General features: G+C 71.0%; 9 protein-coding genes, 1 pseudogene and 1 riboswitch. Of the genes and pseudogenes, 6 read left to right on the top strand and 4 right to left on the bottom strand.

The window, feature by feature from the left end; translation table 11 throughout:
- The first annotated feature begins 231 nt into the window (after window positions 1-231).
- Entirely contained in the window at window positions 232-1,947 is a 1,716-nt protein-coding gene (locus D452_RS0122680; RefSeq protein ID WP_017546431.1) for an AMP-binding protein, read from the top strand.
- Window positions 1,948-2,171: 224 nt separating this feature from the next.
- Window positions 2,172-3,233 (top strand): 3-deoxy-7-phosphoheptulonate synthase, encoded by a 1,062-nt coding sequence (locus tag D452_RS0122675; RefSeq protein ID WP_017546430.1) that lies wholly within the window; start codon window positions 2,172-2,174, stop codon window positions 3,231-3,233.
- 99 nt (window positions 3,234-3,332) lie between these two features.
- Here D452_RS0122675 and D452_RS0122670 read toward each other — a convergent pair whose 3' ends face one another.
- From D452_RS0122670 to D452_RS0122660, 3 genes are all read right to left on the bottom strand, one after another.
- Entirely contained in the window at window positions 3,333-4,571 is a 1,239-nt protein-coding gene (locus tag D452_RS0122670) for a metal-dependent hydrolase family protein (RefSeq protein ID WP_017546429.1), read from the bottom strand.
- 61 nt (window positions 4,572-4,632) lie between these two features.
- On the bottom strand, window positions 4,633-6,246 hold the full coding sequence (locus tag D452_RS0122665) for an AbgT family transporter (RefSeq protein ID WP_017546428.1): 1,614 nt from the start codon (window positions 6,244-6,246) through the stop codon (window positions 4,633-4,635).
- A 38-nt stretch (window positions 6,247-6,284) separates the two neighbouring features.
- Window positions 6,285-7,556 carry a metal-dependent hydrolase family protein gene (locus D452_RS0122660; RefSeq protein ID WP_017546427.1) on the bottom strand — a complete coding sequence of 424 codons (1,272 nt, stop codon included), beginning with the start codon at window positions 7,554-7,556 and terminating at the stop codon, window positions 6,285-6,287.
- Between the two features lie 181 nt (window positions 7,557-7,737).
- On the opposite strand from D452_RS0122660, the gene D452_RS0122655 reads away from it, so the two are divergent.
- Window positions 7,738-8,763, top strand: a complete 1,026-nt coding sequence (locus tag D452_RS0122655; protein WP_026129591.1) for an Lrp/AsnC family transcriptional regulator — start codon at window positions 7,738-7,740, stop codon at window positions 8,761-8,763.
- Window positions 8,764-8,793: 30 nt separating this feature from the next.
- On the opposite strand, the gene D452_RS0122650 is transcribed toward D452_RS0122655, so the two are convergent.
- Window positions 8,794-9,684, bottom strand: coding sequence for a penicillin-binding transpeptidase domain-containing protein (locus D452_RS0122650; RefSeq protein ID WP_017546425.1), 891 nt, complete (start codon window positions 9,682-9,684; stop codon window positions 8,794-8,796).
- A gap of 204 nt (window positions 9,685-9,888) precedes the next feature.
- Window positions 9,889-9,990, top strand: a riboswitch (glycine riboswitch).
- A gap of 140 nt (window positions 9,991-10,130) precedes the next feature.
- Here D452_RS0122650 and gcvT point away from each other — a divergent pair.
- From gcvT to D452_RS29900, 3 genes and pseudogenes are all read left to right on the top strand, one after another.
- Window positions 10,131-11,246, top strand: coding sequence for a glycine cleavage system aminomethyltransferase GcvT (gene gcvT / locus D452_RS0122645; RefSeq protein ID WP_017546424.1), 1,116 nt, complete (start codon window positions 10,131-10,133; stop codon window positions 11,244-11,246).
- Between the two features lie 161 nt (window positions 11,247-11,407).
- Window positions 11,408-11,788: a glycine cleavage system protein GcvH gene (gene gcvH, locus D452_RS0122640; protein WP_017546423.1), complete on the top strand. Its 381-nt coding sequence runs from the start codon at window positions 11,408-11,410 to the stop codon at window positions 11,786-11,788.
- Between the two features lies 1 nt (window position 11,789).
- Window positions 11,790-11,968, top strand: a pseudogene (locus tag D452_RS29900) (serine hydroxymethyltransferase); the annotation flags it as partial.

Genomic DNA, 11,968 nt, shown 5'->3' with positions numbered 1-11,968 from the left:
TGACCAGGGCACATTTTCCCATCAACGATCTAGGGCGCCGGGTCGCGAACGGACATCCCCGCCTCCGGGAGCCCGGGCCGACCGGTCCGGACCGGAGCCGACGGTCGTGATGGGTCGGGATGTCCCGTTCCGGGTAGAACCGCAGGGGCATACCTCGTCCCGCCACCCTTCCGGTGGCCGGGAGCCCGTGGCGGTGCGCCCGGCGCACCGCCCCCGAACCGGAGGCCTTCGATGTCGCACGAGATGACCGAGGGGGCACGGGAGTTCCGCGCCGCGCGGGACCTGCTCCTCGAGCACCGGGAGGACCAGGAGACGGCCCACCGGGAGTTCACCTGGCCCAGGCCGGAACGGTTCAACTGGGCGCTGGACCACTTCGACCACGTGGCCGCCACCCGACCGGACCGCACGGCGCTGTGGCTGGTGGAGGAGGACGGGACCGAGGCCCACCACACCTACCGCCAGCTGTCCGAACGCTCCAACCAGGTGGCGAACTGGCTGATCGGCCAGGGGGTGCACCCGGGCGACCGCATCATGCTCATGCTCGGCAACCAGGTCGAACTCTGGGAGATCCTGCTCGCCGCCGTGAAGCTGGGCGCGGTGATCACCCCGACCGCCACCAACCTGTCCGAGGCCGACCTCGTGGACCGGCTCGACCGCGGGGAGGTCGCGCACGTGGTCTGTTCGCCCGAGCAGACCGAGCGGTTCGAGCACCTGCGCGGCCACTGGACCCGGATCTGCGTGGGCTACATGGACGGATGGCTCAGCTACCCCGACTCGGAGCACTCTGGCCTGGAGTTCACCCAGCCCAGAACCACCGGCCCCGACGACCCCCTGCTGCTGTACTTCACCTCCGGCACCACGGCCCGGCCCAAGCTGGTCACCCACACTCAGAGCTCCTACCCGGTGGGGCACCTGTCCACCATGTACTGGCTGGGTGTCCAGCCCGGGGACGTGCACCTGAACGTGTCCGCGCCCGGCTGGGCCAAGCACGCCTACAGCAGCGTGTTCGCGCCGTGGAACGCGGAGGCCACGGTGCTGGTGGTCAACCAGGAGCGGTTCGATCCGGCGACCCTGCTGGACGCGGCGGTGCGGTGCGGGGCGCACACGATGTGCGCCCCGCCCACGGTCTGGCGGATGCTGGTCCAGGCGGACCTGGCGGCGTGGAAGGTACCGCTGCGCGAGGTGGTGGCGGCGGGGGAACCACTCAATCCGCAGATCGTGGACTACGTCCGTGAGGCGTGGGGGCTCACGGTGCGGGACGGGTTCGGGCAGACCGAGACCACCCTGCTCGTCGGCAACGGTCCCGGCCAGGAGGTGGCCCGCGGGTCCATGGGACGCCCCATGCCCGGCTACGACGTGGTCCTGGTCGACCCGGAGACGGCCAGGCCCTCCGACACCGGTGAGATCTGCGTGGACATGAGCGACGATCCCGTGGGAGTGATGCGCGGCTACGCGGACGCCCCGGACACCACCCGGGACGTGACGCGGCTCGGGCTGTACCGCACCGGCGACATCGCCACGCGGGATTCGCGCGGTTCCATTACCTATGTCGGCCGGTCCGACGACGTGTTCAAGGCCTCGGATTACCGCATCTCACCATTCGAGCTGGAAAGCGTTCTGGTCGAGCACGAATACGTGGCCGAGGCCGCGGTCGTGCCGTCACCGGACCCGCTGCGGCTCTCGGTGGTCAAGGCGTACGTGACCCTGGCCGAGGGCGTGGCACCGGACGCCCTGACCGCCCGCGCCATCATGGAGTACGCGCGGAGCCGTCTCTCTCCGCACAAGAGGGTCCGCCGCCTGGAGTTCGCCGACCTGCCCAAGACCGCCTCCGGCAAGATCAGGCGGGTCCGGCTGCGCCGCGCCGAGACCGAGCGCGGCACGGTCGCCGACGGGGTGCGCAACCCGCGCGAGTACTGGGAGGAGGACCTCCCCGGGCTGAAGGACTGATCCCCCGAGCGCTCGGGGCACCCGGCGGAATGGCGGCCGGGGGCCATTGTGTCTCGCTGGTTGGGACGACTTCCCGCGAAGTGCGCTGGTGTGGCCTTTCCCATCCCGGGTTCGCACGTCGAATTCCACCGCGACCGTGTCCGCCCCGCCGGACCGCGCTACGGTCAAGGTGCGGCACGAGCATCTGTCGCCAGGCGATCGACGTGATGGGACCAGGGGAGACGATGACGAGCACCAACGACACACGGGTGGCGAGCTACAAACCGCTCATCGCCCCCCAGGACCTGCTCGCCGAGCTCCCCATGAGCGAGGAGAGCACCGCCCTCGTGGAGAGCTCGCGCGCCGAGGTCAAGCGGGTGCTGGACGGCGCCGACGACCGCCTCCTGGTCGTCGTCGGCCCCTGCTCGGTGCACGACACCGAGTCCGCCCTGGACTACGCCCGTCGCCTGCGCGACCTCGTCCCGTCGGTCAGCGACGAGCTGTGCGTGGTCATGCGCGTGTACTTCGAGAAGCCGCGCACCACGGTCGGCTGGAAGGGCCTGATCAACGACCCGGGCCTGGACGACACCTACGACGTGCACCGGGGCCTGCGCACCGCCCGTGAGCTGCTGATCGACATCAACGCCCTCGGTCTGCCCGCCGGAACCGAGTTCCTCGACCCGATCACCCCGCAGTACATCGCCGACGTGGTCTCCTGGGGCGCCATCGGCGCCCGCACCACGGAGAGCCAGGTGCACCGCCAGCTCAGCAGCGGCCTGAGCACCCCGGTCGGCTTCAAGAACGGCACCGACGGCGACGTGCAGGTGGCCGTGGACGCCGTCGGCGCGGCCGCCGCCTCCCACACGTTCTTCGGCGTGGACCCGGCCGGCGCCGGTTCGGTCGTGGTCACCGAGGGCAACCCGGACTGCCACGTGATCCTGCGCGGCGGGCGCAGCGGCCCCAACCACGACGCCGCGTCGGTGGCCTCGGCCCTGGATGTGATCGAGGGCTCCAAGCTGCCGCGCCGCCTGATGATCGACGCCAGCCACGCCAACAGCGGCAAGGACCATGTCCGCCAGGCGGGCGTGGCCCGGGAGATCGCCGCCCAGGTCGCCGAGGGTCAGAAGGGGATCGTCGGCGTCATGCTGGAGAGCTTCATCGTGGAGGGCGCCCAGAAGCTGGGTGACCCGGACCAGCTCACCTACGGCCAGTCCATCACCGACAAGTGCATGAGCTGGGAGACCACCGAGGGCGTCCTGGAGAACCTGGCAGAGGCGGTCCGCCAGCGCCGCAAGAACGCCGCCTGATCCCGGACACACGCGGGGCCCGGCGCGCGGACGACGTGCCGGGCCCCGCTCCTGTCCGCCCGGCCCCAGGGTCGGCGGACCGGGCCGGTCGGCGCCCGGTCAGGCCCGGGTGTCCTTGACGACCTCGCCGCCCTGGACGACCAGCACCACGTTGGCGCGGTCGCCCAGCAGTGAGACGTCGGCGAGGGGGTCGCCCTCGCACACCACGAGGTCGGCGAACTTCCCGGCCTCGACCGTGCCCGTCGTGTCGGCGGTGCCCACCAGCTCCGCGGCGTTGCTCGTGCCCGCCCTGATCGCCTCCATGGGTGAGAGCCCCACGGACACCAGCTGGGCGAGTTCGCGCAGGTTGCGGCCGTGCTCGGAGATGCCGGCGTCCGTACCCATCGCGATCCGTACCCCGCGGCTGACCGCGTGGGAGATCCGGCGGTAGGTCTCCTCGGCCAGGGCCCGCTTGGTGTCGACCGCCTTCCGGGTCATCAGGTGGACCCGGTCCTCGAAGTCGAACGTGGTCAGGGTCGGCACGAGGAAGGTGCCGCGCTCCAGCATGAGGTCGATGCCCTCGTCGTCGATGAGGTAGCCGTGCTCGATGCTGGCCACCCCGCCGCGCACCGCGTTCCTGATCCCCGCCGCGCCCTGGGCGTGCGCCGCCACCGGCCGACCGCCGTGCTTGGCGGTCTCGGCCACGATCACGGCGATCTCCTCCTCCGTGACGCCCTCGTCGGTGGGGCCGTCCGAGGGGCTGGAGAGCCCGCCGGTGGCGCACACCTTGATGACGTCGGCGCCGTCCCGGACCAGCCTGCGAGTGGCCACCCGGGCCTCTTGCGGCGAGTCGACGATCTCGGCGGCGGTGTGCTCGCAGTCGTGCGGGTTGGCGCCGGAGGGCAGCGTGAAGTCGGCGTGGCCGCCGGTGTGACTCATCAGCCGCAGCGCCATGCTCAGGCGCGGCCCCCGGATCAGACCGCGTTCCCGCGCGATGCGGAAGCCGGTGTCGGCCCCGCCCAGGTCACGGGCGCCGGTGACGCCCGCTTCCAGGGTGACCCGCATCCGCTCGGCGGACTCGAACGCGTGCAGGCTGCGGGAGACGTCGGCGTTGTTGGTGGCCAGGGCACGGCCGTCGGAGAACCCGAAGTGCACGTGGGTGTCGATGAATCCGGGCAGCAGGGTGCGCCCGCCCAGGCTCTCCACGGTGTCCTCGGGTCGGGGCGCGGGCGCGTCAGCGGCGGGCCCAACGTAGGCGATCAGCCCGTCCTCGACCAGGACGGCGGCGTCGGCGACCGGGGCGGCTCCGGTGCCGTCGATGAGGGTGAGGTCCCGGTACAGGGTCCTGGCGCCGGTCATGGTGGTCTCCTTACGTCGGTGTGCGTGCGGGGTGGCGGGCCCGGTTGCCCGGGCCCGTGGTCTACAGCCGCGGGTACATGCCGGGGCCGATCGGCAGGCCCCCGAAGTAGAACACCGCGAAGACGGCGACCCACATGACCAGGAAGACCAGAGAGAAGGGCAGGCAGCGCGCGATCACGGTGCCGATGCCCGCCTTGGGCTCGTAGGACTTGAGGAAGCCGAGGACGATGATCACGTACGGGTTGAGCGGCGAGAGCACGCTGGAGGTGGAGTCGCCGATCCGGTAGGCCGCCTGGACGAAGCCGGGCTCGTAGCCGAGCAGGGCGAACATCGGGACGAACACCACGGCGAACAGGGCCCACTGGGCGGAGCCGGAGATGATGAAGAAGTTGATCAGCCAGGCCAGCAGGATGAAGCAGAGGATGGCCCCGAACCCGGTGAACCCGGTGGCCTCCAGCGCCTCCGCGCCCTTGATCGCGATCCACGTGGACAGGCCGGTCCAGTTGAACAGCTCCAGGAACTGCGCCATCACGAAGGCCAGGACGACGAAACCGGACATCTCCTTGACGGTGTGGCCCATCATCCGCGCGACGTCGGCCCCGCCCCGGATCGCCCGGGTGGCCAGGCCGTAGGCGACACCGGGCACGGCCAGGGTGAGGAAGACCAGGAAGACCACGGAGCTGAGCAGCGGGGACTCGGGCAGGAACGCGCCGTCCCCGTTACGCATGGGCGCGCCCGGTGGGAGGGTGACCAGCAGGACCGCGACGACCGTGAGGACCAGGGCGATCCCGGCCCAGCGCATCCCGCCGCGCTCGCTCGGGGTGAGCTCGGCGTCCATCTTCAGGTCGGGGCGCTCCTCGGCGGTCCCGTTCGCGGCGGAACCGTCCTCGGCACCGGTCTGCTCGCGGCTGACCCCGCGCCGCACCAGGGCGGGTTCGAGGACGCGGTCGATGAGGAAACCGGCCACGACGCTCAGCACGATCGCGATCGTGAAGGTGAGGAAGTGGTTGGAGATCGGGCTGACGTGGGTGGTGCCCAGCCCCTCCACCGACGCGGCGGCGGTGTTGGTGATGCCGGACAGCAGCGCGTCGGTGCTCGTGATGAAGGGGCTGCAGCTGAACGCGGCCATGGCTGCGGCGAAGGAGCCGAGCAGACCGGCGACGGGATGGCGCCCGGCCGCCTTGAAGACCATCGCGGCCAGCGGCGGGATGACCACCATCGCGGCGTCGCTCATGATGCTGCCGGAGACCGCGACCAGGGCGGCCACGTACGGGAGCAGCCACTGGGGCGCACCGCTGAAGGCCCGGCGGACCAGGGTGTTGAGCAGACCGGTCCGCTGCGCGATGCCGACGCCCAGCAGGATGGTCAGCACCACGCCCAGGGGCGGGAAGCCGATGAAGTTGGGGACCAGGTTGGTGGTGAGCCAGGTGAGTCCCTCAGCGGTGAAGAAGCCCCTGATCTCCTGGGCTCCGTCCTCGCTGCCGGGCACCACGTAGGTGGCGCCCAGAGCCGACAGGGCCGAGGAGGCGACGGCGACGAGCGCGAAGAGCAGCAGAAAGAGGACGAACGGGTCGGGGATCTTGTTACCGAGGCGCTCGATGTTGTCGAGGGAGCGGGTGAGGAAGCCGGGGCGCGTCTCGACCGCGCCTCCCTGCTGGGAGCGTGGGGTGCTCATGGGTCACCTCTGGGACGAAGGGGGCGGGTGGGGCCTGGTCAGTGCGCGGTGCCCGGTCGGGTTCCGGTGGTGTCCTTGTGGACCGCACCGTCCTTGATGACCACGGTGACGTTGTCTGGCTCGCCGAGCAGGGTGATGTCGGCGAGGGGGTCTCCCGAACAGACGACGACGTCGGCGCGCTTGCCGGTTTCGAGGGTGCCGATCTCCTCGCTCCGCCCAAGGAGCGCGGCGGCGTCGCGGGTTCCGGCGAGCAGGGCCCCCATGGGACTCATGCCGTGCTCCACCAGCAGGGCGAGTTCGCGCAGGTTGCGGCCGTGCGGACAGATACCCGAGTCGGTGCCGAGGGCCACACGGACCCCGGCCCGGACGGCGGCGGTGATGTTCTCGCTGAGGTGTTCCTGGAGCCTGAGCTTCTTGGCCACCGCGTAGTCGGCCGACTTCGCGGGGTCGGGCGGGGTGGTGGCGGTGGAGAGGGTGGGCACCAGGAAGGCGCCGCCGTCCAGCATGAGCTGGATGCCCCGCTCGTCGATCTCGTAGCCGTGCTCCACGCTGGTGACCCCGGCGGTGAGGGCGTTGCGGATGCTGCGGGCGCTCTGCGCGTGGGCGGCCACGGGGATGTCGTGGCTGGCGGCCTCACGCACGATCACGGACATCTCCTCCACGTTGAGCCCGTCGTGCCAGGGGGTGTCCTGGGGGCTCCACACGCCTCCGCTGGCCATCACCTTGATGACCTTGGCGCCCTTGCGCATGACCTCACGGGTGGCGCGCAGGGCCTCGGCGGGGCCGTCGGTGTTGACCGAGACGGCGCCGTCGGGCCCCAGGATCGCGCCGTAGTCGAAGCCGCAGCAGGTGCGGAAGTCGCCGTGGCCTCCGGTGGGGCCGAGAGCCCGGTAGGCGGTGGTGACGCGGGGGCCGGGGATGATGCCCTCGTCGACGGCGCGGACCACGGCCTGGTCGAGCCCGGCCAGGTCGCGAACGCTGGTGACCCCGGCGTCGAGGGTGGCCCTCAGGCGCGGGATGGCGGTGAAGTAGCCGTAGTGGGGAGGCTGGTTGATCAGGTCGGCGGGGTTCATGCCGTCGCCGGACATGGTCATGTGCACGTGGGTGTCGACGAACCCCGGCAGGATCGTCCCCCCGGCCGCGTCGATCACCCGGTACGGCTCGCCGATGTGCGGCGTCTGGTCGGCGGGGCCGATCCAGTCGATCAGGCCGTCGCGCAGGACGAGGGACCGGTCGCGCTGGGGGCCCTCCCCGGTCCCGTCGATCACGGTTCCGTCGCGGACCACGAGGGTCCTGCCAGCCGAGGTCATCGACGCCACCTTTCTCACCGCACCCGGTCCCTGGTTCCGCGAGGCGGACACCCGGACGCGACGGTGCGCAATCCAACGGAGACTCGCAGCTCAGGGCCGCGCTTCTGATCTTGCGGAAACCTACGTGGACCCTCCGGTAACCTGCGGGAATCGCCGGGAACCGCTATGAGGGAGGTGGATTTTGCCGGAATCGAGCATGCCCAACGAGTTCGACCTGACCCTGATCAACGCGCTCCAGCTGGCTCCCAGGGCCACCTGGGCCGAGCTCGGGCCGGTCCTGGACGCGGACCCCACCACGCTGGCCCGACGGTGGAAGCGGTTGGAGGACGAGGGGCTGGCGCGCATAGCCGCGTTCCCACGCCGCCGGGTGATGGCCAGCCGGTACCTCAGCTACGTGGAGCTGAGCTGCCGCAACGGGTCGGTGGAGCGGGTCGCGGCGGCCCTGGCCGAGGACCGCGACACCCTGAGCATCCAGTTCGTGGCCGGGTCCCACCAGCTCATGCTCACCGTGGTGCCCGGCGGAGGGCTGGCGGACTACCTGCTCAACTGGGTGGGCGGCATCCCCGACGTGGTCTCCTACCGGGTGCACGTGGTCACCGAGGTCCCCCGGGAGGCCTACCTGTGGCAGGTCCGCGCCCTGTCACCCGGGCAGCGGCGCCGGCTCCGCGCCCTCTCCCCCACGCTGCGCGCCCCGGTGGGCAACGAACGCGTCACCGAACTGGACCAGAGCATCGTGGATCTGCTGTGCGCGGACGCGCGGCTGGGTTACCAGACCATCGCCGAACGACTGGACATCGCGCCCACCACCGCCGCGCGCCGAATCAACCGGCTGCTGCGCGACGGGCTCCTCGGGCTGCGTTGCGACATCTCGCGCGCGCACATGGGCTGGCCGAGCGCCGCCACCCTGTGGGGAACGGTGGACCCCGAGGTTCTGGACGGCGTTCCCGACCTGGGGGAACGCATCCCCGAGGTCCGGTTGTGCACGACCATCGCGGGTCCGGAGAACACCCTGTTCATCCTGTGGCTGCGCGACGCCCCCGACCTCACCCGTGTGGAGCGCAGGCTGTTGGAGGAGCTGCCGGGGCTGCGCATCGCCGACCGCCGGATGACGCTGCGCACGTTCAAGTTCATGGGCGGGGTGACCGACTCCGAACAGCGCTTCGTGCGTTCGGTCCCGATCCAGCTCCGCTCCCCCGACGATCCCTAGGCGGCCTGCGGGGGACGCGGAGCGGACGCGTCAGGCTGCGGGAAGGACGTCGAGGGCGACCAGCAGTTCACGGCCCAGCGACTCGCGCAGCTCCGCGTCCTCCTGGTCCTCGACCTCCAGACGCAGCGCGAACGTGTGCAGGTCGGAGCCCTGCTCGACCCAGCCCACCCACCAGCCGGGCACCGGGTCCACGTCCACACCCAGGCCGGTCCGGGCGAACAGCTGGTGCCCGGGACCCTCCTCGACCAGCAGCAGGTCACGCAGGGCGCGCTGGTGCTCGACGTGCACGGGCAGTTCCTCGCGGGCGAGTTCGGCGACGAAGGTGGCCTGTTCCATGGCGGAGATCTCCAGCGGACCCTCCAGCCAGAACCGGTCCATCGCCCCCTCCTCGCCGACGTTCCGGTTGCCGTAGTCGAACCGGTCCACCCAGGTGGACATCCGGTCGAACCCGATCCGGTCGGCGACCTCCTGGTGCACCGGGACGTCGGAGGTGGGCAGGGCCTCGCGCAGACTCAGGTCGTCGCCGGACTCGGGGGAGATCACGTCGTCCACGTCGGACACCTCACCGGTCTGGAGGGCGATCAGCGTGTTCGGCAGCTTGAAGGTGGACGCGGGCACGGCGCGCTCGCTCGCCTCATCCAGATTCACCACGACGGCGGACCGGTCTCCGGCGTCGAAGAGCACGAACGTCCCGTTCACCCCGGCCTCGGCGAAGACCGCCTCGAGGTCGTGGCGCTCCACGGTCTGCACGTCGCCCAGTTGGACGGGGTTGCCGACCGTGCCCTGCGCGGGCTCGGGTTCGTCCGTCGTCGCGCAGGCGGCCCCGCTGAACAGGGTGATGGCACAACCGGCGGCTCCGAGGGCGAAGCGGCCGGGGGCGCGCCCGGACCTCCCGGGAGCGTGTTCGGTGTCGGTACGCACTCGTCTCCTCCACAGGCTGTCCGCGGGAACGTCCACCCACAAAGCTAGGGCATGCCCGGTGGTCACACACCCCGCTCGGCCGCCTCCGACGACCGTGTCGCGAAGGTCGTCCCCAAGCGTCCGGGCATGGGCGTCCTGGTCGTCCACAAGCGCCCGGGCTGTCTTGGGCGCCCCAGGTCGCCGCTGCTAGGCTGAGCGTGTTGCTGACCCCGTACGGGAGAGTGTCCGCGTATCCAGCGTGGGCCGCCGAAGGAGCAATCCCTCCCCGAAGACAACCTCTCAGGCACAGCGGACCGTACGGGCGAGACCACTCTGGAAAGCAGGGACGCGTTCCCTCGCCGAAGGTGCAAACCACGCCGAGCGCGCGGTGAAGCTCTCAGGCACCCATGACAGAGGGGGAGGATGGCAACGCCTTACGCACGACACCCATCCTCTCGGGAGTGCCCATGTCAGACTCCGCGACCGCGCCGCGCCTCACCGCGCTGCACAAGACCCACGAAGAGGCCGGGGCGACGCTCGTCGACTTCGCCGGATGGCTGATGCCCCTCCGCTACAGCAGCGAGACCGCGGAACACACCGCCGTCCGTGAGGCCGCCGGGCTCTTCGACCTCTCCCACATGGGCGAGATCCGGCTGACCGGCCCGCAGGCCGCAGAGGCCCTCGACCACGCGCTGGTCGGCTTCCTGTCCAAGGTCAAGGTGGGCCGCGCCCGCTACACCATGATCACCGCCGAGGACGGCGGCGTCCTGGACGACCTCATCGTCTACCGGCTCGGTGAGCAGGAGTACCTGGTCGTGGCCAACGCGGCCAACGTGCCCGTGGTCGCCTCCGCCCTGGCCGAGCGGGCCTCCGGCTTCGACGTCGAGGTCGCCGACGAGTCCGCCGACTACTCGCTCATCGCGATCCAGGGCCCGCGCGCGGTGGAGATCCTCGCACCGCTCACCGACGCCGACCTGGACGACATCCGCTACTACGCGGGCTACGAGCACACCGTCGCCGGGGTCCCGGTCCTGCTCGCCCGCACCGGCTACACCGGCGAGGACGGGTTCGAGATCTTCGTCCGGCCTGCCGACCGCGCGCCCGAGGTCTGGGCCGCCCTCATGGCCGAGGGAGCGCCGCACGGGCTGGTCCCGGCCGGGCTCTCCTCCCGCGACACCCTCCGTATGGAGGCCGGCATGCCGCTCTACGGCCAGGAGCTCAACGCCGGGCTCACGCCGTTCGACGCCGGCCTGGGCCGCGTGGTCAAGCTCGACAAACCCGGTGACTTCGTGGGCCGCGCCGCGCTCGAGGAGGCCTCGCGCACCGCTCGCGAACGGCGCCTGATCGGCCTCGTCTCCCGTGGCCGCCGCCCTCTCCGCAAGGGCCAGGACGTGCTGCGCGACGGCACGGTCATCGGAGTCACCAGCAGTGGCGCCCCCTCCCCCACCCTGGGCCGCCCCATCGCCATGGCCTACGTGGACGGCGACCTCGACACCGCGACCGGCACGTTCACCGTGGACGTGCGCGGGCGGGGCGAGGAAGTCGACGTGGTCGAGCTGCCGTTCTACAAGCGGCAGTCGTAGGAAGCGGGACCGCCCCCGGGCGGACCCGAGAACCTGCACGTCCCGCACGGCCGGATCCCCACGAGGGACCGGCACGGACGGGGCGTGGCCAGGCGTAGGCCGGGCCGGGTCGCCGTACGGGCGCACGGCAGACAAATGGAACACCTCCAAGGAGAGTTGAAGTGAGCGTTCCCACGGAGCTGGGTTACACCGCCAAACACGAGTGGATCGCGGTCAGGGACGGGATCGCCACCGTCGGGATCACGGCGTACGCGGCCGAGTCGCTGGGTGACATCGTCTTCGTCGAGACCCCCTCGGTCGGCGACGACGTCACCGCCGGTGAGACCGCGGGCGAGGTGGAGTCCACCAAGTCCGTCAGCGACATCTACTCCCCCGTCACCGGAGAGGTCGTGGAGGTCAACGAGGCGCTTGAGGACGCCCCGGAGACCATCAACTCCGACCCCTTCGAGGGTGGCTGGCTGTTCAGGGTGCGCGTGTCCGAGGAGCCCGCGGACCTGCTCTCCGCCGAGGAGTACACCAAGCTGACCGAAGGCGAGAACTAGCATGACCAGCGACAACCTTCTCAACCAGACTCTGGGCGAGCTGGACCCCGAGGTGTCGGCCGCGGTCGACGCCGAACTGGCGCGCCAGCGCGACACCCTGGAGATGATCGCCTCCGAGAACTTCGCCCCCCAGGCGGTTCTGGAGGCCCAGGGCACCGTCCTGACCAACAAGTACGCCGA

The sequence above is a fragment of the Nocardiopsis prasina DSM 43845 genome (genome assembly GCF_000341265.1).
Lineage (GTDB): Bacteria > Actinomycetota > Actinomycetes > Streptosporangiales > Streptosporangiaceae > Nocardiopsis > Nocardiopsis prasina.
Note: the sequence above shows the minus strand (reverse complement) of the source record. Positions and strands in the feature narration are given on the sequence as shown.

Coding starts and splice junctions, on each gene's coding strand:
- D452_RS0122665 (WP_017546428.1), bottom strand. CDS start 6,246: ATGAGCACCCCACGCTCCCAGCAGGGAGGCGCGGTCGAGACGCGCCCC.
- D452_RS0122660 (WP_017546427.1), bottom strand. CDS start 7,556: ATGACCTCGGCTGGCAGGACCCTCGTGGTCCGCGACGGAACCGTGATC.
- D452_RS0122675 (WP_017546430.1), top strand. CDS start 2,172: ATGACGAGCACCAACGACACACGGGTGGCGAGCTACAAACCGCTCATC.
- gcvT (WP_017546424.1), top strand. CDS start 10,131: ATGTCAGACTCCGCGACCGCGCCGCGCCTCACCGCGCTGCACAAGACC.
- D452_RS0122670 (WP_017546429.1), bottom strand. CDS start 4,571: ATGACCGGCGCCAGGACCCTGTACCGGGACCTCACCCTCATCGACGGC.
- D452_RS0122680 (WP_017546431.1), top strand. CDS start 232: ATGTCGCACGAGATGACCGAGGGGGCACGGGAGTTCCGCGCCGCGCGG.